The organism is Acinetobacter sp. SAAs474, assembly GCF_032823475.1.
Taxonomy (GTDB): Bacteria; Pseudomonadota; Gammaproteobacteria; order Pseudomonadales; family Moraxellaceae; genus Acinetobacter.
This window is the reverse complement of sequence record NZ_CP127915.1, coordinates 1,760,937-1,785,618: the sequence shown is the minus strand read 5'-3', so window position 1 is coordinate 1,785,618 and position 24,682 is coordinate 1,760,937. Positions and strand designations below refer to the sequence as shown.

Below are 24,682 nucleotides of genomic sequence, written 5' to 3'. Positions count from 1 at the left end.
TCTCCTTAAACCATCATCGCTTCTAATAAACCCTGCTCTTGCAATTGACCTTGCATCGATAAAGCCAATACTGCCATACGTACTGCAATACCATTAGTCACTTGTTGCAAAATGACAGATTGCGGGCCATCTGCAATACTGGAATCAATCTCTACGCCTCGATTCATTGGACCAGGATGCATCACAATACAGTCGGGTTTAGCCAATGCTAAACGTTCTTGATTTAAGCCATACATTTTATAGAATTCAGCTTGAGAAGATAATGCGGGTGAATCAATACGTTCATTTTGAATTCGTAAGGTTATAATCACATCGCAATCTTGAATGCCTTCATTCATATTATTAAATAAACGAATGCCATCACCATAGTCATCAAAACCATACGGTAATAATGTATTGGGTGCAATAATACGAATATCCTGACATCCCAAGGTCTGTAGTGCAGCAACATCTGAACGGGCAACACGTGAATGTTTAATATCACCGATAATCGCAATCGACATCTCGGCAAAATCTTTTTGTGTGGTCCGACGAATCGTCAACATATCTAACATGGCTTGTGTTGGATGTGCATGTCGTCCGTCACCAGCATTAATAATCGCGACATGCGGACAAACATCCTTGGCAATAAAATGGGCCGCACCAGATGAAGAATGACGAACCACAAAAATATCTGTTGCCATTGCTTCAAGATTCCATAAGGTATCTCTTAAGGTTTCACCTTTTGAGGTACTTGAACGTGCAATATCGATATTAAGTACATTGGCAGAAAGACGTTTTGCAGCTGCTTCAAAAGTTGTTCGAGTACGGGTAGAATTTTCAAAAAATAAATTCATGACCGTACGACCTTCGAGTAAATTATTGGTCATCAGCTGATTTTGGTCATTAAAAAAGGACGCCGCAGTGTCCAATATTTTTATAAGAACTTCTTTAGATAGACCTTCAATAGTCAAAAAATGCTTTAGGTTTCCGTATTGATTAAGTTGAATCTGGCTCGGAGAGTGTAATGCCGCCAAATGCATGATGGATTCCTGATCAGCTAAGTTAACACATTATACAGAGAATCAAATCTGATTGGCAGACCAACGATGAGCCAAATCTAGAAAACAGCTGGAAAGTTTTAAATTAAAAACCCTATTTAAAACTTAAATATCAATTATATATTTTAAATTAAATCGATTAAAATAATCGATTACAATTCATTTTCGTGTTGAATATCAATACAATTCTATTAGCATGACGTATTTGTGAGCGGATCTTTGGTACGATACCTAGGGTAGCACTCAAGCATAATCATGCTCTATACGAATTGACCACAAAAAATTAACTATAGTTTAAAGTCAATAAATTCAATACTATAAAATAGTAAATCATGATATTTATTTGATGATTTTCAATTAAAATTAAACGCCTAATTCATAATCTGCTATAGTATCCGCATCTGATAAACTTTCTTTTGCTGCTCTTTTTCTAAATATAGAAACGCTGCTCAAACATTTCTTTTTATTGATATATTAGTTGGTTAACGTGAAAATAGTTATTCTCAATAAACCTTATGGCGTACTCTCCCAGTTTCGTCCGGATGAAAAACATCAAACCATGGCAGATTTCGTCAATGATAAAGACTTACGCCTTGCTGGTCGCCTAGATATGGATTCCGAGGGTTTGGTATTTTTAACCGACCACGGTGGCTTAAATCAATATATCACCAATCCTGCCAATAAAAAATTTAAAACATATTTAGTACAAATCGAAGGCGATGTCACAGAAGAAGCCTTGGCGCAATTACGTCAAGGTGTTGAGTTAAAAGATGGTATGACGCTACCTGCGCGTGCCGAAAAAGTGACTGAACCTGAATGGTTATGGGAGCGTACGCCACCTGTCCGTTTTCGTGCATCGATCCCAACATCTTGGATTGAGATTTCAATTTGTGAGGGACGTAACCGTCAAGTTCGTCGTATGACATCAGCGGTAGGTTATCCAACACTACGTTTAATTCGTACGAGAATTGGCAATATCGATTTAATTAATATGCAATTACAACCTGGTGAAACCAAAGAAATTGAACCTTTGCTCTATCCAGACTTCCAGAATATCCCTGCTGAAGAACCATATCGTTCACGCTCTTATGTTAAAAAACCAGGGGGTACTGGCGGTAAACCAATGGTTCGTAAAAATAAAGATGGTTCAGTGAAAAAATCGGGTACCAAACGTATTTGGCAAATGGATGATAGTGAAAAACCACGTCGCAAAACCAATGGTACGACACGCCCCAATACAAAAACACCACGTGGCCGTGGTCGAAATGCACGATAATCTGTCCTACAAAGATTAATTATCACTGAACCGTTTAAAATATTCTCGATATCTCAGCATAAAAGTCAGAATGACTGACTTTTATGCCTATCTTCCAGACTATGTTTGACTGGTGGTTTATTTTAGTCATATAAAACCATACGGTTTAAGTTTGACTGCAAATCATGAAATCTCGGCAGGAAAAGTAATGACTTGCTGCAAGCTTAATTGTTGCGTGGCCACCATCAATAAACGATCCAACCCCAATGCAATACCCGAACATTGCGGCATATGAGATAAAGCTGCCAGTAAATACTCATCTACTGGCATCACCGTTAAACCGGATTTTTTACGCTGTAAATTATCTGCTTCAAAACGTCCACGCAATATATCTGCATCGATTAATTCATCATAAGCATTGGCCAATTCTAAACCTTCAATATACAGTTCAAAACGCGCTGCAACCCATTCCCCATCATCATCTTGTCGTGTTTTAGCCAAAGAGGCTAATTCAGCAGGAAAATCAGTCAAAAATACAGGCGTATCAAACCCCAAACTAGGTTCAACAAAATGAGAAAATAATAAATCAATATATCCTAAACGGTCATCTGCCAAATCAAGGTCCAAACCGACTCGCTGACAACACTCTTTAAGCTGCGGTAGTGTTGCTTGTAACGGATTTAAATCTAAACGATCCATAAAAGCATGTTTATAACTCAATACCATCGGACGAACTTCAACAAAACGATGTTTTAAAGTCACATTTAATAAATCTGTCACTTCAAGCATTAATGCTTTTAGACTCATTTCAGGTCTATACCATTCCAGCATGCTAAATTCGCTATTGTGCTTACGCCCATGCTCATCATCTCTGAACACTTTGCAAATCTGATAAATCGGTCCACTGCCACTGGCCAATAATCGTTTCATAGCAAATTCAGGTGACGTCTGCAAATAATGCGTCTGTGCTTTTCCTGCTACATGTCGATAAGCAGCGATTGAAGCCAAGTGCATATCTGTTACACCCGCCTGTGATAAAACAGGTGTTTCAACCTCCAGTACATCTCGCTCAGCAAAAAACTGACGTATCTGGGTATACATCTGGGCACGTGCACGCATCGTCTTTAAATCACAAGTAGGTTGATAATGCGCTAAATTCATGCTTGAGGCCCTCCATATGCAGCCCACTCACGACGTAATGGATAAGTTTTACGTAAATAATCAAATGCTTTTGCATCGACTTTTCCATCTTTTACACATGCACGTAGCTGCTGATCGTCCCGAGCAATATCATAAATTTCTGACAAATACTGTTTTAAACTTTGCTTGAGGTCACTATGCTGAAAATAGGGTTCGCATAATGGCAATTGACGCGTAAACTGTTTATCCGCTGTATAAGAAAAGACTCGACAAAATGCTTCATAAATCATTTGTGTACCACGAGCCTTGCCTTCCAAACTATACCCCGCAATATGTGGGGTAGCGAGACTAAGTCGATTTAACAAATCTAGTGAAATTTCAGGTTCATGTTCAAATACATCCAATACGACTTGACGTTGTGTCTGATCGATATCTGCCATCAGTGCCATTTCTTCAACCACCGCACCACGTGCAGAATTAATCAGCATGGTCTGTGCTGGCATCTGGGCAAAAGTATCGGTGTTAAATAAATGATAGGTTGGGAAACGACCGGTTTGAGTTAGAGGAACATGTATCGAAATCGCGTCCGCAGTCTTTAACAGTTCTGTAAATGACACTTGTACAACATCTGAAGATTGTACAAATGGATCATAAGCAATCACTTTCCAACCTAACAACATTGCCATGGTGGCTAAACGAGAACCGACATTGCCTAATCCAACAATACCTAACGTAAACTGCTGCTCTAAATCAAGTAAATCAGGTTTTAGATGTAAAAGTGCGCTAATTACATATTCTGCTACCGCCTGAGCATTACAACCCGCCGCATTAGACCATGCAATATGTTGTTGCTCGATCGCCTGTTGATCTAAATGATCTGTTCCAATCGTGGCGCTACCAATAAATTTTAAAGATGAATTATTAATTAAATCTGCATCAACTTGAGTCACAGAACGTATCAACAATACATCTGCATCTTGTACATCTTGATGGCTTAGCGTACGCCCAGCATGTTGAGAGATTTCACCAAAATCAGAAAAAAAGTATTCTGTAAATGCTAAATTTTCGTCTGCAATAATTTTCATCATGCATTCCATATCAATCCTAGTATTATCATACTCTACCCTGCTAAGATATCAATTTTACCACGATACAAAACTACGCTTATTTCATCATTTTTTACTGTTCATCGTCTTGATCTATAACGATCATCGTGCATTTATGTATTTATATATTCAGTAGACATCCTGCACATGACTATAGCTTAGATAAATGCTTTCTAGGCTTAAATCAGTAAAAAATTTCAATTTGATGTGCAGTAATGATATAAGCAAAACTCATCGTTTTTAGCTCAATTTTAAGCAAAAAATTATAAGCAATCATATTGGATCAGTACCTAAAATTCTATAAATCCGAGTAATTTACTAGGTTGAATCCTATTTTAACATCTCTACAATAAACACATAATTTTTTTAAGCCTTTGTGTTTATCATGAGCATTACTCACATTACAGAGCTACTTTCACCAGCAGGTTCACTAAAAAATATGCGCTATGCGTTTGCCTATGGTGCAGATGCTGTTTATGCTGGTCAACCACGTTATAGTTTACGCGTTCGCAACAATGCCTTTGACCACGATAATTTAGCAATTGGTATTCAAGAAGCACATCAGCTTGGTAAAAAGTTTTATGTCGTGGTGAATATTCAACCACACAACTCTAAACTTAAAAATTTTATTCGCGATTTAACTCCGATTATTGCCATGCAACCTGATGCACTGATTATGTCAGATCCGGGCTTAATTATGCTGGTCCGTGAAAATTTTCCAGAGATTGCTATACATTTATCCGTTCAAGCCAATGCAGTCAATTGGGCAACGGTTAAATTTTGGAAAAATATGGGACTAACACGTGTGATTTTATCACGCGAATTATCAATTGATGAAATTGAAGAAATTAAAAATCATGTTCCCGATATGGAAATTGAGGTGTTTGTACATGGTGCACTATGTATGGCATATTCCGGTCGTTGCCTACTTTCTGGCTATATGAACAAACGTGATGCCAATCAAGGTGCATGTACCAATGCCTGCCGCTGGCAATATAAAATTCATCCAGCACATGAAAATGAAACTGGTGATGTTATTGCCACTGAATTTATAGAGGAAACATCATGCTGCCAAAAACAGGATCATGATCAACAACATGCTATAGCACAACATCAATTTAAAGAGCCAGTATTACTTCAGCGTGATGACGAGGATATGTTTGCTGCCGAAGAAGATCAGCACGGCACCTATTTTATGAACTCAAAAGATCTCCGTGCCGTACAACATGTAGATCGTTTAATTAAAATTGGCATACATTCACTCAAAATCGAAGGACGTACCAAGTCTTATTTTTATTGTGCACGTACTGCACAAATTTATCGTAAAGCTATTGATGATGCTCAGCATGGTAAAGCATTTGATCCAGCATTGATGACACAACTAGAGGGTCTAGCCAATCGTGGTTATACCGAAGGTTTTTTACGTCGTCATGTACACAGTGAATATCAAAACTATCAAACAGGCTCTTCGCGTTTTGATCATCAACAATTTTGTGGTGAAGTTTTACAACGTCACGGTGACTATATGAGAATCGATGTCAAGAATCGTTTTGTGGTCGGTGACTCATTAGAATTGATGACAACTTCAGGCAATATCACCTTTAACTTAACCGAAATTAAAAACCAAAAGGGACAAGCAATAACAGAAGCCAAAGGCTCTGGACATATCGTTGATATTCCAATACCTGCAGATGTCAATATGCGTTATGCCTTATTAATTCGTAATTTACCCACATCATCTACAGATATTACGGCAGCAGCACTGGCCTATCAAGCCACTTAAATAAGGAGCATGTCATGGCTTTACTGATTACAGATCAATGTATTAATTGTGATATGTGCTTACCTGAATGCCCAAATGATGCCATTTATGAAGGTGAAAAAATTTATCAAATTGATATTGAGCGCTGTACGGAATGTGTTGGTTTTTATGATCATCAAACCTGTGTTTCCGTATGTCCGATTGATTGTATTATTACGCATCCTTGTCATAAGGAAAATCAACAACAACTTATCGAAAAATTTCATCGTTTAAATCTGTTTCAGCAATCATGCTGAGAAAGCAAATAAAAAATTAATAGTAAATAGGACATGTTGATAAGGGGGCATGTCAAGCATACCCCCTGATGATTTATGTTTAAGCTTGTCGTATATTATCTGATAGATTCAATCGATTTTTATTGCTTACTGTAAAATCAGATCATGGTCTATATACAGCTCACTGAATACTTTTATCCATCATTTTATAGCTCAATCATGAGACTAAACCATGTGACTAAATCATACCAACGATATGATTGACCATTAAGTCGTATCATCAATGACTATTTGGGATCCTCTATGTTTTTTTCATCCTCAATGGTTAAGTGATGGGTTGGACGTGCTCGTGGATGAATAAAAAAGTGTCCCTCGGGTGCATTGTGCATTTTAATATGTGTTAAAGATGCATTGGTGGTTTTACCTTGTTTATTGTGTAACGCATAAATAATAAAAGGCAGTAAAAAAATGATCATAAAACAGACCACCAACAAGGTTACATAAATGTCATCCTGTGCTGTACTCGCCAATGAACTTGGTGGAAAAAAAGACACAATAAATGCAATGATTGAAATGATCAAACCCGATACTGCGACCATAATTTTAAAGGTCTTACCGCCAGGAATATTAAAGACACGTTTTTTTTCAGGTTGTTTACGAATCAAATGAATATAGCCTAAAAACAACATAAAATAGCTACATAAATAAATAACAACCGTCAATGCCAGTGCGATCAGGAAAGACATATTCCCTCCACCGCCTGTATTTGTCAATACGACAATACCAATAGTGGTAATCAATAATTGAGATATCACCAATGTAACGGGTACGCCATTTTTATTGACCTTGGCAAAGCTTTGCGGCAAGATTCCTTTTTGTGCAGCAACATACATCCCTCGAGATGGACCAACAATCCAGGCCGCAATTTCTGCCAATACACCCAGTAACAGTAATGCAGCAATAATACGCACAGCCCAATCCAATGTAGGATTAAAGTGAATAATCAACTGATGAAAAGTTTCAACTACTCCTGCGGATAGATTAATTTCATTTTGTGGAATGACGGCTGCAACAGATAGTCCTCCTATTGAGCTAAGACAAATAGCCACAATCATCAGTAGTAACATCGCCAAAGGATAATCTTTACCAGGGTTTTTCATTTCATTGACATGTGTTGCTGATGCTTCAACGCCCATATAACTTAAAATAAAAGCGACAAAAACAACCAATGTGCCAATTTGGGTAAAATCAGGAAAAAAAGTCGCACTACTTATTTCAATCGCCAGTGGTGCACCACTCACCAAATAACTAATCGCTAAAACAACCAAAATAACAGCGGGTAGTAAAATACCTGCAAAAAAACCAATCTTGGCAATTAAAGCCGTATATTTAGTTCCTGCAAATTGTGTTAATGCCAAAACCCATAGAATCGCTAAGGCTGCAACCGTTTTAACAATAGGATCGGTATTTAACTCTGGCCAATTGAGAATATAGGATAAAGCACCTAACACAAAATATAACATCGGAATAAAGCCCACAGCAATTTGCAAGTAACCAAAAGAAATTGCTGCAAATCCCCATCGCTCTCCTAATGTATTTGATACCCAAGCAAAAATTCCACCTTCTTCCCAACCTTCAACTGTCGCCATTTCTGCAGCACATAAGGCCACTGGAATAAACCACAGAATACCACCCAATAATAAGAAAAAGACTAGACTAAAACCTGAGGTTGCAAAGGTAGGATATTCATAAACAGCCATGACCATTGAGGCAGTAATGGCAAAAAAACCGAGTAATGTAAGCTGTTTGGGCGCTGGACTTTTTATTGTACTTTCCATACATATTCTTCCAATACGTTCAGTGAAAATAAATAAATCTCTAATATTATTAAAAAAATTAAACAGCTACACTTTGATTTAGATCACTCAATATGATTTAAAAATAATCAATAATAATGAGATTTAAGAATAATAGTCGTAAGGTTAAAATATATTTTAACCTTACTTAGATCGTGATTTTATGTATGCTTAAAAGAACCTGATTCTTTTTCAGTCAATGGTTCACTTACAGGATGTTTATCAAAATAATCTAAAGTGCGCTTAAAATCAGCAATTAATAATGATGCTAAATCCAAACTCACACCATGACGGACTAAAATACGTTGTATAACTAAATCTTCACGGTTTGCTGGCATAGAATAAGCCGGAACCTGCCAACCACGACTACGTAGTCGATCTGCGATATCATATAAACTATAATTGACATTCACATTTTGTTTTAACTTCCATGCGACTGCTGGAATTCCTGTTTGACGATCACCATCAAAAATCATCTCAAAAGGACCAAGTTTGGCAATTTCCGCGGCAAGATATTCTGCTGTTGTGTAGCATGCATTATGAATTTTTGCATAACCTTCACGTCCAAGACGTAAGAAATTATAATACTGTGCAATAATCTGTCCACCTGGGCGTGAAAAGTTTAATGCAAATGTAGGCATATCCCCTCCCAGATAATTTACATTAAAAATTAATTCTTCAGGAAGATCTTGGGCCTCTCTCCAAACCACCCAACCGGCACCTAAAGGGGCTAAACCAAATTTATGGCCAGATGAGTTGATCGATTTTACACGCGGTAAACGAAAATCCCATTCAATATCAGGTGCACAAAACGGTGCTAAAAACCCACCACTGGCACCATCAACATGAATCGGGATATCAAGACCTGTATCCTTTTCCAATTGATCTAAAGCATCATGCACTGCTTTTACCGGTTCATATTGACAGGTAAATGTTACCCCTAGAGTCGGTACAACGCCAATCGTATTTTCATCAACACGTTTAAGAACTTCTTCAGGGCTCATCATTAAACGATCGCCCTCTAAAGGAATTTCCCTTAACTCCACATCAAAATAACGGGCAAATTTATGCCAACAAATTTGTACTGGACCACAAATTAGATTAGGTTTATCGGTTGATTTTCCTTGTTGCAAACGCTTTTTACGCCATCTCCATTTCAGTGCCAGACCACCCAACATGGCAGCCTCTGAAGAACCAATCGTCGAACAGCCTAATGTATTTAGCGGATCGGGAGAATTCCATAAATCTGCCAACATATGTACACAACGATTTTCAATTTCTGCAGTTTGTGGATATTCATCTTTATCAATCATATTTTTATCAATTGATAAATCCATAAGTTGACGAATTTCATCATCTACCCAAGTTTGACAAAATGTGGCTAAATTTTGTCTAGAATTACCATCTAGCATTAATTCATCACGAATTGCACTAAAGACATTTCTTGGATTAGCTTCTTTTGTTGGAAATTTAGTTTTTGCTAATGTGTGACTTAAATCGGATGAACTATAAATATCATCCAATATACTATAATCTGAATTTAATGTTGTTTTACTCACAATATCTCCTTATTACACCATAAGAATCAACAAAGAATTTTATTAATTTATCGTTGGGTTATTTTATGAACTGTTGTTAACGCTAATTTTTATACAAATATCACTTAATATATATTCAATAAAATAGAAAATAGCTAGGCACAATACCAAAACACCTACAAAAACAAGCTATACTATTATTGTAAAATGATAAATATCCGTCATTTGCGCAAACAGAAACTGAGTTATACCGATAATAAGCAGCATGTCATTGCATTAACTCTCTGGTTATTTGTCGCAATCGATCCCCCATAAAAAAAGGAGCGATGTGTTAGCAAACAACGCTCCTTTAAAAAAGAAATTAATATTATATCAATGACACTATATTGGCCTGTACTACTGTCCAGAACGAATCATATAATCAAAAGCAGATAATGACGCCTTAGCACCTTCACCAGAAGCAATAATAATCTGCTTATATGGAACAGTGGTGCAGTCACCTGCTGCAAATACACCTTTTACATTGGTTTCATTGCGTTCATTAATTATGATTTCGCCGCGATTGGAAAGTGCAACCTCACTGCCTTTCAGAAAATCTGTATTTGGCAATAAACCAATTTGTACAAAGATCCCAGCAAGTTGTAATGTTTTGATTTCATTGGTAGCACGGTCTTGATATTTTAAAGCAGTGACTTGACTGCCATCACCGACCACCTCTGTTGATAAGGCATTTTTAATGACGGTTGTATTGCTTAAACTGTTTAACTTATCTTGTAAAATTTGATCTGCACGTAATTTGGTATCAAATTCAATCAATGTCACATGTTCTACAATCCCCGCAAGATCAATCGCTGCTTCAACTCCAGAGTTACCACCACCAATTACTGCAACACGTTTACCTTTAAATAACGGTCCATCACAATGCGGGCAGTATGCAACACCACGAGTACGGTATTCCGCCTCACCAGGAACATTCATTTCTCTCCAGCGTGCACCGGTAGATAAAATTACTGTTTTTGATTTTAGTTGTGCGCCACTGTCTAACTGGATTTCAACCAAACCATCGGCTGTCTGATCAGCACCTTTTAGCTGTGTAACACGTTGTAAATTAATGATATCAACACCATATTCACGAACATGTGCTTCCATTTCAGCAGCAAATTTAGGCCCTTGTGTTTTTTGTATTGAGGTAAAGTTTTCAATATCCATGGTATCCATCACTTGACCTCCCATACGTTCAGCGACAATACCAGTACGAATCCCTTTACGTGCTGCATAAATTGCAGCGGTATTTCCAGCAGGTCCACCACCAATCACTAAGACATCAAAGGCATCTTTGGCATTAATTTTAGCCGCCTCTTTTGCTGCCGAATTTTGATCAAGTTTGGCAACAATTTCTTCCAGTGTCATACGACCCTGACCGATATGTTGATTATTTTGGAACACCATCGGTACGGCCATGATTTTACGTGCTTCAACTTCATCTTGGAAAAATGCACCATCAATCATGGTTGCCGTCGTGTGTGGATTATAAATCGCAATTAAATTCAGTGCCTGAACCACATCGGGACAGTTATGACAGCTAAGTGAGACAAATACTTCAAAATCTGCAGTTAAGTTTAAATTTTTAATACTATTCAGCATCTCATCAGAAACCTTTGGTGCATAACCAGAAGTTTGTAATAAGGCTAAAATTAAGGAAGTGAATTCATGCCCCATCGGCAAACCAGCAAAAAATACACGTGGTTGCTGACCTGCTTTGGCAATACCAAAGCTTGGTACACGCGCATTATCACCATCAAAACGAGCACTAACTTGATCTGATAATGCTGCAATTTCAGTCACTAATTCTTTAATTTTATCTGACTTTTCGGAGTCATTTAAAGTTGCAACCAACTCAATTGGCCCTTCTAGACGTTCAAGTAGTACTTTTAATTGCTGTGTTGTATTTTGATCTAACATGGCTAACATCTCCAAAGGCGTCATTATGTAGTGAATAGGGATATCATAATATAAACCCAATAATTGTGAAAACAGTTTATATTTATCAATTTGATCGTTTTTATAAATTAAGAAAAATAGCTTAATCCTGTTTAAAAACCTGCCATGCCAAATTACATCTACATTCACATATCGCTATAGTAAAGAGATCTTATGCTCAATCCTCATCACTCTTTGCTTTAAATTTCGTGCCAGCAAAAACAATATTAGCGTTAACACAGCACTACTGATCATGATGATCCAGATTAAAATTTTTAGCCATTGACTGAGTTGTATCGCTTGACTCGCTTGTTGATCAACAGAATGTGCCAGTGCAGTTAAAGGCCGGCCATATAATTGATATTGCATTGTCCATAATTGAGCGGGTTGAAAACCATATTCAATAAATTTAGCATCATTTTTTTCAGCCTTTACTAAAGTTAATACATAAGGAATCGCACTATTTTTATCAGCAGGTTGATGTAATAAGGCCGTTTGAGCCAATAAATAAGCTTGTATGGTTGTATTTAAATCTGAATTGGATAAAAACTGTGCCATTTCACTTTGCTCAATACGCTGATCATAACGAATCATATTTTGATAGGTATCGTTTTTCTGACGGTTATTGTGGTCTTGTAATAGCGTTAAACCAGACCAAACCACAATAAATGCAATTAGCCAACCTACTGTTTTTAATACAAAAGATTTAAAACGATGTGCAAAAAAATTAAATCGTTTAAAAAAACGAATCAAAAAGAATGCCGCCAAGAAAGCGGTAAATAGTTTAAAAATAAACCAACCAAACCAGCGTAATAAAGTCATAAAATAATCAGGTGTCTGATTTAATCCATTTAATACAGTCGCTGCACTGAGAGGAACATGTAACTGTTTTACTTCCGTCGTTAATCCAAAAAAACCGTATATTAAGTCTTGCTGTAGATATAATCCCATCACACTGACAATAAAAAGTGTTAGGGTACAGATGGCTAAAATATCCAGTTGGCGTGAACGCTTTTTAATTTGTGCAATACCCGTTTGAATTGCCACAGGATCTACTGCATATTGCTCTAATGACAATATCATCTCCTCAATGTACTTCAACTGGATGATGTTACTTGTGACTCAATCACAAGCTGATTTAAATTCTGTTGCAGTTGTTTTAAACGTTCAGTTGCCTCAAGACGTTTTTGTACCCCTTCTTTCTGAATTTTAATGACATCATTCACCGTATTAATTAAAGTATTTTGTACGTGCTCCAAAGTTGCCACATCAATGACTGAACGTTGATTTGCACGTGCTGTATCAATTGAATTTTGATGTAATAAATCAGCGTTACGACGTAAAATATCATTGGTTGCTTCGTCAATATGATTGGCTAATTCCACACTGTTTTTTTGCTCCGTTAATGAGATCGCCAAACTGATCTGATTTTTCCATGCGGGTATGGTAATATTTTTAATAGCGTAAAATTTATCAATCAACATGATATTATTTGACTGAATAATACGAATCATAGGCAACGATTGCATTGCAGATTGCTGTAAAATTTGAAAATCACTCAGACGTTTTTCTAAGGTATTCGCAAGATGATTGAGATCATAAATTTTTTGTACAATCGTTTGACTTTGTTCTAAATCACTTAATTTTTTCAAATGATTCTGTAGTTCATATTGCTTAATTTTGCCTGCAGCAATATAGATCCCGAGCTGCTTATATTGCTGCTCTACAGCAGAAAACATTTTTTCCAAAGTATCAACACGTGACTTCAGGCCCGCTTGAGATGCTTCTACTTCTTGAATCAATAAATCAAGCTGCTGTTTTGTGGTACTAAATTCCATAGCAAAATTTTGCTTAGCACCCTTCATTTTATTAATTAATTTACCTAAAAATCCAGAACTTTTAGTTGGATTTAAGAGATTAGAACTATTCAGTTGCTGTGCCACTTGAACGACTTCAGTCAGTTTCTGACCTGTGCTTTCTAACTCTTTATTTTGTACTAAATTCAATAATTCATCAGTATAGTCTGATGTTTGTTTTGCAATATTTTTACCATACTCTGCAATACCTTGATAACTTAATTGCTGTAAATCTTGTTGTACTGCCAAAACCTGCTCAAAATCAGTTGTTTCTAAGCCGATTTCTGCCAAATCAAGTTGCTCAAATTTTTCCTTGCTTTGCTCTGCCGATAACATTGTTGCCATCAGATCATAGTGTTCAGAATTTGTCATAACCTACCTTTATCATTGAGGTGTGATTTTATCTAAAGCTGTTTTTAACATCTTCATCAAATGAGATCGACTACGATCTAATTGGGTAAAATCAGCATGTGATTGATCTTGATTACGCTGTTTAACATAATACTGCCAAGCTGGTATCAAGACATTTTCTGCCTCTTGAAAACGATCTAATAATGTCAAGGCAGTCTGTTGTGATAATTGTATTTGTGTAATGGCAATATCATTATGCGCTTGTAAAGTACGTAAGTTTAGAATCTTTTTAGCCAAACGTTCAGTAAAATGATCCAGTGGATGAACATGCTTCATAAAACTCGGATATTCATCTAAGAATTGCTCTGCGGCAATAATATAATGGGCCATTTCTTGACGATATAAATCAATATTGGCTAATTTTGCTTGAGATTGATGAATTTCGTATTGTAACTGCTGACTCATTTCACTCGCACGTCGCAATAAGTCATCCAATTTTTGATAATATGCAATTTGATTAGCGCCATATTCAATATCTAAACCTAGCCACTTTTGCACACGATTAAATTTTTTCTGCTTTACATCGCGCTTAGAAATAGATAAAGCAGAAATCAATTGCACAATCGTTTGACTAAATTGCTGAATAAGTTGACTATCAATACCATCCAGCAATAAAGATTGTGCTTGAACCACATGATCAGCATAATGATTAAGTTGAGAATGCTGAGCTAATAATGGCACTAAATCATCACGTTTAATCGTCAAAAGTTGACTATCATCGACAGCAATTTCCTGTATAGGTGTCAAAATAGTCATCTGTGACATGATGAAAAAACCTTCTATATCGCTTTCATATTGTAAATATATCAGGGTTTATGACAGGTTTTACAAGAGTTCGATGATGATTTCTTTAATATGATGTCGAATACCATCCTATTGATCAGGGCTGATTGACATTTCATTAATGACAACGATCATCAATCGCCCCTATTGATAGGATATAACGACTTGTCGAATACCAATATATTCAACCGTACTGAATATTTTTCAATACAGACTTACAAATAATCCCCTTCTCGTTCAGGTTGAAAAAGTACTTTTTCAATATGTACTTTCATCATTTGTCCATCAGGTTGTGGCCACTCAATCGTTTGTCCTTCAGCCAGTCCTAAAATAGCAGCACCAATCGGTGCAATGACATTAACCTGACCAGGTTCACCTTTAAAATCATGTGGATAAACTAATACTATTTCTGTTGCTTGCTGTGATGGTGCAATAGTTAAACGTACACGCGCATTCATACTAATCACATTGGCAGGTAAATCTTGTGGTTTTACCACTTCTGCACGTGCTAATTCATCTTCAAGTTGAAGCATCGTCGGTGTCATTTCATGTTGATGTTCCAGCATGGATTCCAAACGATTCAAATCTTGCTCAGAAATAATAATATTAGGCTTATTGGTCATAAAATACTGTCCTTCATTAAAGTCATAATGTTGTAATTTTTTAAATATCGGTTAAGTGGCTTTATACGCTATAAATGTACATGAATATTTGAAATTCTTACAGTAATAAAAAAGCCTCCTTAAGGAGGCTTTTCTTAAGGGATGACCTTATTGTGCATAAACTGGGAATTTAGCACAAACAGCTTCAACTTTTGCTTTTACTGTATTAATCACAGCTTCATCACCTTTTGCATCCAGGATATCAGCAATCCAGTTTGCTAAGTCACGTACTTCAACTTCACCAAAACCACGTGTTGTTACTGCTGGTGTACCAATACGGATACCAGAAGTGACAAATGGGGAACGAGGATCATTTGGTACTGAGTTTTTATTTACTGTAATGTGTGCAGCACCCAACCATGCATCTGCATCTTTACCAGTAATATCTTGTTTAATCAAAGATAATAAGAATAAGTGATTTTTCGTTCCACCAGAAACAACATCGTAACCACGTTCAATCAATACTTCAGCCATCGCTTGAGCATTTTTAACAACTTGTTGTTGATAGCTCTTGTATTCAGGTGCCATTGCTTCTTTAAAACAAATCGCTTTAGCTGCGACAGCATGCACTAAAGGACCACCTTGATTACCTGGGAAAACCGCAGATTGAAGTTTTTTCTCAATTTCTTCATTGGCTTTTGCAAGAATCAAACCAGAACGAGGTCCACGTAGTGTTTTATGTGTTGTCGTTGTTGTCACATCAGCAATTTGTACAGGGCTAGGATAAACACCAGCCGCAACCAGACCTGCAACATGCGCCATATCAACAAATAGATATGCACCAACTTTATCTGCAATTTCGCGGAAACGCTGCCAGTCAACAACCTGACTATAAGCAGAGAAACCAGCAACGATCATACGTGGTTTGTGCTCTAATGCCAAACGTTCCACTTCTTCATAATCGATTTCACCCGTTTCTGGGTTTAATCCATATTGAACAGCATTATAGGTTTTGCCAGAGAAACTGACTTTCGCACCATGTGTTAAATGACCACCATGTGCCAAGCTCATACCTAAAACAGTATCACCTGGATTAAGTAACGCCAAGTAAACAGCTGAGTTCGCTTGAGATCCAGCATGTGGCTGTACGTTAGCATAATCGGCACCAAAGAGTTCTTTAGCACGGTCAATTGCAAGCTGTTCAATAACGTCTACATATTCACAACCACCATAATAGCGTTTGCCTGGGTAGCCTTCAGCATATTTGTTAGTGAGTTTTGAACCTTGAGCTTCCATTACTGCTGGAGAGCAATAGTTTTCAGAAGCAATCAACTCAATATGAGCTTCTTGACGAGCATCTTCTTGAGAAATTGCTTGAGCTAATTCCGGATCAAATTCAGCAATAGAGATATTGGCAAACATTAGCGAGGTCCTATTAATTTAGGGCTTTTAAGCCGTGCTAAGATTGATGCGGATTGTAACATGAAGTTATCAGGTTTTGAGCGCGAACTTTACTCAGTTTTAAATAAAAAATATCGAAGTCATCCATAATCGGCATATTTTAAGTTTTACTTGATCAATTTAACTCTCTTTCACATACTGTGATCGCTTCAAATGAAGCCAATACATACAAAAACAACCTCATAACAGCCATGTAATATCCCGATTTCAAACCACCAGTAAACATAGATCAATATCCATCAAAGCCAATACAGGTGATCAAGAAAAATACTTCTATAGGATACGAGCTATATCACGCTTATAAGCTGCTCAAAAATATGATAAAATAATGGATGCATGCAATAACATAAAATTCTAATATAATAAGGTTGATATTGAATTTTTCACTTATGGAATAGGCTATGCGCGCCATTATTTTAGATACTGAAACCCATACCTTAAACGGTCAACCTATCGAAATTGCTTACGCACCTATTCAAATTCACGATACTAAAATTAGTTTAGATAAGTCTCAATTATTTGATCAGCTTTATTGTGCAGATGAGCCTATTTCCTTTGCAGCAATGGCCGTTCATCATATATTAGAGTCTGACTTAGAACATCAACCTCACTACAGTACATTTCGTTTACCTCAGGATACACAATATATTATTGGTCATAATATTGATTATGATCTTCGTGCAATTGAAAAGTGTGGTGTAGATACTTCTCATATCAAAGCGATTTGTACGCTGGCATTAGCCCGTAAAGTCTGGCCGAATGCAGAAGCACATAATATTTCTGCCTTGATCTATATGATTACAAAAGGAAGTGAAAAAGCACGTGAAATGATTAGAAAAGCCCATCGTGCAGATATGGATATTATTTTAACTGCTAATATTTTGATGCATATTGTACATCAATTACAAATTAATAGTATTGAAGCATTATTTGCCGCTTCTGAAGATGCGCGTATCCCACGTAGCCTGAATTTTGGTAAACATAAAGGTACTGCAATTTCTGAACTACCTCTCGATTATATCCAATGGTTATTACGTCAAGATGATCTTGATCCTTATTTACGTAAAGCCTTAGAAAGTCGTCATATATAATTTATCCTGCCATCATTGATCGATGTGTTTTACCAAATACATCGATTTGCTTATGCCTTCCCTATAATGGATCATATTTAGAATATTAAACAATCAGACTATCGAAAAAAAAACTTACTTAATATTAATAATGTATTATTTTTCAAATAGATAAATACTATTTATTTCTATGATCATCATATTACAACTTACTGTGCGACTTTAGCGACATAGATCTAACGCATCATACAGCCTAATATTAATAGTCTTTGTAAATATGCATGCTATGAATCTTTATCTAGAATTTAATCCATTTGACCATCCAACGCAGCTGAGCAAAGTGGGTCACTGGGTCATTACATTTCATCACTTTAATATAGCATCGAATACACAACTGGCGATTAGCTATGTCCTTCCTCGTCAAGCCGATCAAGATATACAAATTCGTCGTTTAATCATTGAAAGTACACAGCAAGAAATACGTTGGAAAATCATTCAAATTGATGCATTTAATGGAAAACTAAATCAAGAAGTACAACTCGATATTACCAGTCCACTCACTCGACCACTGATTCAAGGTATTTTACAGGATTTTCAAAAATATGATGTTAATATTGAAATTATTGCTAGTGAATAAAGCTATATATGGTCAATATAGTCCGATACTCTCCTGATACATAAGATGTCAGCATAATGATCAACTACCATATAGCATTAAATATTAGAATTTAGTTATCTAAACGCTTACATTTTAAAAATAAAAAATTTAATATAGCATCCTATAGCAATTGATTAGCCATTGTAGTAAGACTATGATTTCAAAATATATTTTAAGCGACTTATTTCGTTACTGTGGCAACACCAAGTTGAGTTCATTCATTAAAAATTATTTATTTAATCGCGGTTTTAATTTTAGTGTTTGGTTACGTCTGGCAAGTTCAAAAGGTTTTTTAGCTAAACTCGCTTATCCTATTTTCTATTATAAAAAGAAAAAATACGGCATTGATATCCATTGTACAACAAAAATTGGCTATGGCCTTTATATTGGTCATGGTGGTCCATTAGTCGTGAATCCCACCACGATTATTGGTAATAATGTAAATTTATCACAGTATACGACGATTGGTGCCAATGGTGGCCGGCAAGCTGCTGTGATTGGAGATAATGTCTATATTGGTCCTAATGTCTGTATTATCGATCATGTCTTGATTGGCAATAACGCCACTATTGGAGCAGGCAGTGTAGTGACCAAGGATATTCCCGACAATGCAACGGCTGTTGGTAATTATGCAAAAGTCATTCATTACAATCAGAGTGGTCAATCTGTTAATCGGCGTTGGAATATGAGTCAATAAGTCAGCCAAATGACCCTATCATCGTCAAAGTAAGCCAAGATCCATCTTTATACTTCTTATGATATCTGGCCTAATCTGTTAGGCCTATGTGCTGTTTTATGTAGAATTGACAATAAAACCAGTATTGCCGCATAGAAAACTACAAAAAATCATTGAATAATCCATTTATTACAACCAGTTTAATTCAATTAAATTATTAAAAATAATAAATATCAATTTTATCAATCGGTTAAAAACAGACTATTTTAATCAGAATTAACCTTTAAAAAACAACATATTATTTGCATAATTTCCTCAATTGAGTATGATGAATACAACAACAAAAATAATCTAGGAATAATATAGCGTGGAAACAAGAGGGTAAAAATAGAAAATAATATAAATATAATAACAATAAATCACCTACAAGAAACTATCAGCGTCTTGTAGGTTTTTTTATGAGTAAATGATCAGTCATGTTAAATAAAATAGCATCATTGAATTTTTATTTTTCTTTTTAAATGCAACTGAATTGGCTGATATCATTTCTTATTTTAGAATAGCCTATTTTAAAATATTCCCAGCAGGAAAATAAGCATGTCATGGATTCAAGAATTTTTAAATGACTTACCCATGAGCTCAACATTTATATTTTGGGGAACATTTATTTTATTAAGTAGTGCGGCATATTGTGGAAAGTATGCACTTAGAAATCATCGTACCACTTTTAATGATGATCAAGCCAAAATTGTCCTCGGCGCTATTCTATCTTTATTAGGTTTATTAATTGGTTTTGTCTTGTCTATTTCCATTGGCGGCTATAATGAACGACAAAAAACAGAAGAAAATGAAATGGTCGTCATTGGTACAGCACTACAACGTACTCAGCTATTAGATATTGCTCAACAACAACAAGCTAAAATCTTATTACATCAATACTTAGATGCAAGAATTGCATTCTTCCAGTCAGAAACTCAGCTTGATAACAAGAATTGGCGCCTCATTTCAGCAGAAAAACAAAATCAACTGTGGGCAATTGCCGTTACTGAAGCCAATAAAGCACCTAACCCTGTGACAGCATCAGTGCTCAGCGCTTATAATGATTTATATATTTCTCAAGAAAAAACAACTGTCAGCTGGCGTTATCAAATTCCAAATATTGTATGGGCATTACTTATTTTCTTTGCCATATTTTCTAATTTTTTTATTGGTTATAATGCGCGCAAAGAACAAGGGATGAATCTTTTAATGTTAGTACTTCCCTTTTTAACGACCTTAGCACTCTTTATTATTGCCGAAATTGATATACCTGGCAAAGGTGTTATTCATGTGACACCTGATGATTTATTATCATTAAAAGAAATATGGAATAGCCAAATCGAAAATAAATCATTATAAATATCGATCATCATAGCCTATCATCAACTCATATTGGTGAGTTGATGAATGGAGTAATCCTAAAATCAATACACTTAAACAGTTTTACTGAATAAAAATATCAATTAAAATAATATCCAGCAACAACTTAGCCAATAAACAATCCAAGTATATGTTAAAGAAAATGGCCATAAGTAAAATTATAGATCTAATTTCAATATAAAAATCAATGGTTAATCAATTATTATATTTAATTTTTTCTTTAAAATTAAAACCCTATAACAGCATATCTGTTTAAAATATATAGCATTATAATATTTTTTCATATAAGTAATTGATTAGGGTGTGTCCTCATTTAGATTTACACCAAATGAACATGCAGGCGATATAAATCATAGACTGATAATTACGTGCGAGTTTATCAAATCGAGTTGCTATTGCACGGAAGTGTTTTAATCTTGCAAAGGCATTCTCAACTAAATGTCTTAAGCAATATAAGTACTTATCAAAATCAAGATTGAATTTCTTACTATTTGATCTTAATGGAATAATAGGTATCATTTTTCGATTTCTAGCAGACTTCCTGATATATTCAGAATCATATCCCTTGTCCGCGATTAGATAATCTGCTGTTTCAATTAGATCTATTAGGTGTTCTGCAACTTGGCTGTCATGGACATCACCCCCAGTGATTTTAAAATCAATCGGTAATCCATTCGCGTCGGTTGCAAGATGAATCTTTGTTGTGAGTCCTCCACGAGATTGTCCAATTGCACGCTCGAAGCCATGCCGAGCTCCACTTGCATGCTGATGCGCGCGTATGTAGCTTCCATCAATGAATACCCATTCTTGGTCCAAGCTGCCTCGTAGTTTGAAAAAAATTTATCCCATAAGCCTTTCATAGCCCAGCGATTAAAACGGTTATAAGCAGTTTTCCAAGGGCAAAACTCTTGAGGAATATCACGCCATGTCGCACCTGTGCGTAGTTTCCATAAAATAGCTTCCATAATATTTCTACTGTTCTTTGAGCTATAGCAACCATGAAATTTCATTGTTACTTGAATCTGTTGCCAAATATCATCTGTGAGAAGAGTACGTGCCATTGAAAAATATTGAAATGGAGATAAAGTAGAGCCTAATTCTAGGCGTTTAAATATTATTCTTCAAATGAGGACACGCCCTAAATAAAATTAATTTTTTTCAAAAAAAATACAGTAGTTACACATTCTATTTACTCAACATGAATATATTAAATACAATTAAATTATATTTAATATTTATTATTTGCGACATAAAAACAATGTAAAACAAAAATATATTTCAGCGAAATATGCTGTAGATGCTTACCCATCTACAGCTTTTCTTTTATAAAATCAGACTAAAATATCGATAATAGAGTCATTCAATATAAAGTATTTGATTTTTGTCATATGAGATCTATTTGATACATTATTTTTATTCAATTCCATACTGTAAATCTCAAGCTTCACTTAATGGTGATACAACTGAGCAAGGCTTTTAAACCACCAACCCCATACATTTACTATTTTTATTTGATTCACTTTATGATTAGATTTTTAGTTTAAGATCAAATTTGTAGTATTTTTGGCCTTCAAGTGCAATAGACACTTAGCAGAAACGCGCTAAGATCTCGAATTATATTAAGGATCAATAGCTACCTATATTTTAGTTTACATAAAAAAAGCCTAATCAGTGATGATTAGGCTATAAACTTTGAATTTAAAAAATTCTATGGTAGCGGGAGCTGGATTTGAACCAACGACCTTCGGGTTATGAGCCCGACGAGCTACCAGACTGCTCCATCCCGCATCAATGGATTAACTTTATACGCCTAAATAAAAAAGAAATCAAACTTTATTTTAAATATTAACTTAACTCTCTCATCATACATATAATTTTAACAAAAACACATTTTAAATCATATCACCATATCTATCCTCATTTTGACATCTCCCCGCTACTATTTCCCTTAAATCTAACCTTATATAGGTATTTTTGTATTTGATAATTTTTACATGATAGGTTCGATGCCCGCCAAGGGAATCTAAATAGAAATTACCCGCCAATCGCTCAAATCAATGCAAGTCATTTGCATATAGACGCTGTAACGAAATAGTCTTTTAAATGCTGTCGAGTAACTTGATACGTTTTTAAATGTGGACAAATATTTAAACGCCCATACAAATTAAAAATTATTTCTAATTACTTTTTCAACTTCATATTTAGTTGCCGTATCAAGAAATCGAATGGTTAACAATCCTGCTTCTTTAAGTATCTTATCTCTATAGGCATCAGACTGTTTTACTTTTAGATCATTATGACTTCTATCATCAATTTCAATGACTGCAAGCGCTTTAAAATTAGAATCACATATAGTGAAATCACAGTATTTCCTGTTAAATGTATTGCGAATAGCAATGTCTTTTGAGGTTATAATTGCATTAAAACTTACCTGTGGACACAAGTGATATTTTGAAGGAAGGATAGTTCGTATCATATAAAAATATTTAATCTCTGTTTTCGTTAACAAAGATCTGGGTTGAATTTTTTTACTCGGCTTAAAAATAGATTCTTTTTTAAATGAAATAACAAACAAGATAACAAGTGCAGTCATTCCAATACAAAAAGGAATAATATTAAATTCAACGGTAGTGCCAAACAACATAGAAGTAAAATAACAATAATCAATCTATCTTATTATATTACTTCTATTTATAAAAAATAATCTAAATCATAAAAACCTAACCTATTTATTCATCCACTCAACTTTGACAACTGAACTACCACCACTACCACCACTCTGCTAGACAAATATCGGCAGTCCCCTGTTCTTTAATAAAGCGTAAAACCATAACCAAATCTTTTGGCCTTACTTCATCAATTGGTCTTTCGCCAATGCATGAAAATATATATTCGCCTAAAGCTTTTAATGCTTTTTGTGCCATCAATGCTATCCATCGATTGTTTTACTGTATGCACAGTGTCAATCTGTAGCAATAACATCAAAAGTAAAAGTATTTTCTTTTTTTATCACATTGAGCGTAAAACCTCGTCTTTTAAGACGGGAATATAAGCGAGTGGCGTTAAGCCATACGACACACTATGACGCATAGCCTCGACTTACAACGCTATGCGTATTTTTTTTGTACTATAATTAAGCTATGAAAACTATTAAAATCCGCATAAAAGACAAACACGTTAAGGCGCTTAATCAATGAGCGTCAGAGGTTAATTTTGTCTGGAATTATGTAAATGATTTGAGTTTTAAGCATTTAAAAAGAAAAGGTGAGTTTCTTTCTGCATACGATATTGCTAAGTACGCAAAAGGCACATCAAAAGAATGCAATCTTCATAGTCAAACAGTTCAAGCTGTTACAGAAGAATGAGTTATACGCCGTAAACAATTTAAAAAAGCTAAGTTGATAGAACTGATGTATCTCCTCATCTATATCGTTGTTTCTTGCCACTGGATCCTGATTTCTTTAGGTATGTTTTGCTATAAAGTTTAGCTAAGATACTTATAATAAAGGATTTTTAACTATATTTTTTTGTATTTGGCTATAAAGTTGGTGCGCTTGGCGGGGATCGAACCCACGGCCTCAGGCTTCGGAAACCTGCACTCTATCCAACTGAGCTACAAGCGCGCGATGGACATAATAACAAAAAAATTCAGAAGGTAAAGCAACTAATCACACTCTTGCTCATTACTGCCTATACTTTAAGCATCATTCTAATCTTGCAACAGAGTTTATCAAGTAAATGACTTGGTTTAAATCTAAAGATCGCTCACAATACTATACAAGATTAATCAAGTG

At 35.5% G+C, this 24,682-nt stretch carries 21 protein-coding genes, 2 tRNA genes and 1 pseudogene; 8 read left to right on the top strand and 16 right to left on the bottom strand.

The annotated features are described in order from the left end of the window. Window positions 1–5 precede the first annotated feature (5 nt). A complete protein-coding gene (locus QSG86_RS09280) occupies window positions 6–1,022 on the bottom strand; it encodes an aspartate carbamoyltransferase catalytic subunit (RefSeq protein WP_317031230.1) in 1,017 nt (338 codons plus the stop codon). Window positions 1,023–1,527: 505 nt separating this feature from the next. Between QSG86_RS09280 and QSG86_RS09275 the strand changes: the two genes are divergently transcribed. Beyond that, a complete protein-coding gene (locus tag QSG86_RS09275) occupies window positions 1,528–2,316 on the top strand; it encodes an rRNA large subunit pseudouridine synthase E (RefSeq protein WP_317031229.1) in 789 nt (262 codons plus the stop codon). A gap of 162 nt (window positions 2,317–2,478) precedes the next feature. On the opposite strand, the gene epmA is transcribed toward QSG86_RS09275, so the two are convergent. Next, window positions 2,479–3,456: an EF-P lysine aminoacylase EpmA gene (gene epmA / locus QSG86_RS09270; RefSeq protein WP_317031228.1), complete on the bottom strand. Its 978-nt coding sequence runs from the start codon at window positions 3,454–3,456 to the stop codon at window positions 2,479–2,481. Then, window positions 3,453–4,520: a 4-phosphoerythronate dehydrogenase gene (locus QSG86_RS09265; protein ID WP_317032721.1), complete on the bottom strand. Its 1,068-nt coding sequence runs from the start codon at window positions 4,518–4,520 to the stop codon at window positions 3,453–3,455. Before QSG86_RS09265 ends, epmA begins: the two co-directional genes overlap by 4 nt. Window positions 4,521–4,926: 406 nt before the next feature. Here QSG86_RS09265 and yegQ point away from each other — a divergent pair, with 406 nt between their 5' ends. Together yegQ and QSG86_RS09255 are read left to right on the top strand one after the other, a co-directional pair. Then, a complete protein-coding gene (yegQ, locus tag QSG86_RS09260) occupies window positions 4,927–6,324 on the top strand; it encodes a tRNA 5-hydroxyuridine modification protein YegQ (RefSeq protein WP_317031227.1) in 1,398 nt (465 codons plus the stop codon). 14 nt (window positions 6,325–6,338) lie between these two features. Then, window positions 6,339–6,599, top strand: coding sequence for a YfhL family 4Fe-4S dicluster ferredoxin (locus tag QSG86_RS09255; protein WP_317031226.1), 261 nt, complete (start codon window positions 6,339–6,341; stop codon window positions 6,597–6,599). 266 nt (window positions 6,600–6,865) lie between these two features. On the opposite strand, the gene gadC is transcribed toward QSG86_RS09255, so the two are convergent. From gadC to glyA, 8 genes are all read right to left on the bottom strand, one after another. After that, entirely contained in the window at window positions 6,866–8,416 is a 1,551-nt protein-coding gene (gene gadC, locus QSG86_RS09250; protein WP_317031225.1) for a glutamate:gamma-aminobutyrate antiporter, read from the bottom strand. Between the two features lie 179 nt (window positions 8,417–8,595). Further along, entirely contained in the window at window positions 8,596–9,993 is a 1,398-nt protein-coding gene (locus QSG86_RS09245; RefSeq protein ID WP_317031224.1) for a glutamate decarboxylase, read from the bottom strand. A 375-nt stretch (window positions 9,994–10,368) separates the two neighbouring features. Next, a complete protein-coding gene (gene ahpF / locus QSG86_RS09240; RefSeq protein WP_317031223.1) occupies window positions 10,369–11,934 on the bottom strand; it encodes an alkyl hydroperoxide reductase subunit F in 1,566 nt (521 codons plus the stop codon). Window positions 11,935–12,108: 174 nt separating this feature from the next. Then, window positions 12,109–13,035, bottom strand: a complete 927-nt coding sequence (locus QSG86_RS09235; RefSeq protein WP_410487458.1) for a hypothetical protein — start codon at window positions 13,033–13,035, stop codon at window positions 12,109–12,111. Window positions 13,036–13,049: 14 nt separating this feature from the next. After that, entirely contained in the window at window positions 13,050–14,180 is a 1,131-nt protein-coding gene (locus QSG86_RS09230) for a toxic anion resistance protein (RefSeq protein ID WP_317031222.1), read from the bottom strand. 12 nt (window positions 14,181–14,192) lie between these two features. Then, on the bottom strand, window positions 14,193–14,984 hold the full coding sequence (locus QSG86_RS09225; protein ID WP_317031221.1) for a tellurium resistance protein: 792 nt from the start codon (window positions 14,982–14,984) through the stop codon (window positions 14,193–14,195). A 233-nt stretch (window positions 14,985–15,217) separates the two neighbouring features. Further along, window positions 15,218–15,625 carry a nucleoside diphosphate kinase regulator gene (gene rnk / locus QSG86_RS09220; protein ID WP_317031220.1) on the bottom strand — a complete coding sequence of 136 codons (408 nt, stop codon included), beginning with the start codon at window positions 15,623–15,625 and terminating at the stop codon, window positions 15,218–15,220. Window positions 15,626–15,772: 147 nt separating this feature from the next. Beyond that, complete coding sequence (glyA, locus tag QSG86_RS09215; protein ID WP_317031219.1) at window positions 15,773–17,026, bottom strand: serine hydroxymethyltransferase; 1,254 nt, start codon at window positions 17,024–17,026, stop codon at window positions 15,773–15,775. Between the two features lie 440 nt (window positions 17,027–17,466). On the opposite strand from glyA, the gene QSG86_RS09210 reads away from it, so the two are divergent. The 4 genes from QSG86_RS09210 (at window position 17,467) to QSG86_RS09195 (ending at window position 20,867) form a co-directional block, all read left to right on the top strand. Next, window positions 17,467–18,156 (top strand): 3'-5' exonuclease, encoded by a 690-nt coding sequence (locus tag QSG86_RS09210; RefSeq protein WP_317031218.1) that lies wholly within the window; start codon window positions 17,467–17,469, stop codon window positions 18,154–18,156. Window positions 18,157–18,421: 265 nt separating this feature from the next. After that, window positions 18,422–18,772, top strand: coding sequence for a hypothetical protein (locus QSG86_RS09205; RefSeq protein WP_317031217.1), 351 nt, complete (start codon window positions 18,422–18,424; stop codon window positions 18,770–18,772). 175 nt (window positions 18,773–18,947) lie between these two features. After that, a complete protein-coding gene (locus QSG86_RS09200; RefSeq protein WP_317031216.1) occupies window positions 18,948–19,490 on the top strand; it encodes a serine acetyltransferase in 543 nt (180 codons plus the stop codon). Between the two features lie 576 nt (window positions 19,491–20,066). Beyond that, complete coding sequence (locus QSG86_RS09195; RefSeq protein WP_317031215.1) at window positions 20,067–20,867, top strand: hypothetical protein; 801 nt, start codon at window positions 20,067–20,069, stop codon at window positions 20,865–20,867. A 330-nt stretch (window positions 20,868–21,197) separates the two neighbouring features. On the opposite strand, the gene QSG86_RS09190 is transcribed toward QSG86_RS09195, so the two are convergent. The 4 genes from QSG86_RS09190 to QSG86_RS09175 all read right to left on the bottom strand — a co-directional run bounded on the left by QSG86_RS09190 (window position 21,198) and on the right by QSG86_RS09175 (window position 23,812). After that, window positions 21,198–21,949 (bottom strand): IS5 family transposase gene (locus QSG86_RS09190; protein ID WP_410487449.1). Its coding sequence is split into 2 segments (ribosomal slippage): window positions 21,198–21,727 and window positions 21,727–21,949, totalling 753 coding nucleotides; the frame shifts between segments, so codons are not numbered across the junction. Between the two features lie 650 nt (window positions 21,950–22,599). Next, window positions 22,600–22,676 (bottom strand) — tRNA-Met (locus QSG86_RS09185). 376 nt (window positions 22,677–23,052) lie between these two features. Then, window positions 23,053–23,532, bottom strand: coding sequence for a DUF2726 domain-containing protein (locus QSG86_RS09180; RefSeq protein ID WP_317031214.1), 480 nt, complete (start codon window positions 23,530–23,532; stop codon window positions 23,053–23,055). 124 nt (window positions 23,533–23,656) lie between these two features. Then, window positions 23,657–23,812: a phage integrase central domain-containing protein gene (locus QSG86_RS09175; RefSeq protein ID WP_317031213.1), complete on the bottom strand. Its 156-nt coding sequence runs from the start codon at window positions 23,810–23,812 to the stop codon at window positions 23,657–23,659. Window positions 23,813–24,028: 216 nt separating this feature from the next. Between QSG86_RS09175 and QSG86_RS09170 the strand changes: the two are divergent. Continuing rightward, window positions 24,029–24,250 (top strand): annotated as a pseudogene (locus QSG86_RS09170) (RNA-guided endonuclease TnpB family protein); the annotation flags it as partial. 184 nt (window positions 24,251–24,434) lie between these two features. Here the strand turns inward: QSG86_RS09170 and QSG86_RS09165 are convergent. Further along, window positions 24,435–24,511, bottom strand: a tRNA-Arg gene (locus tag QSG86_RS09165). Window positions 24,512–24,682: the final 171 nt, after the last annotated feature.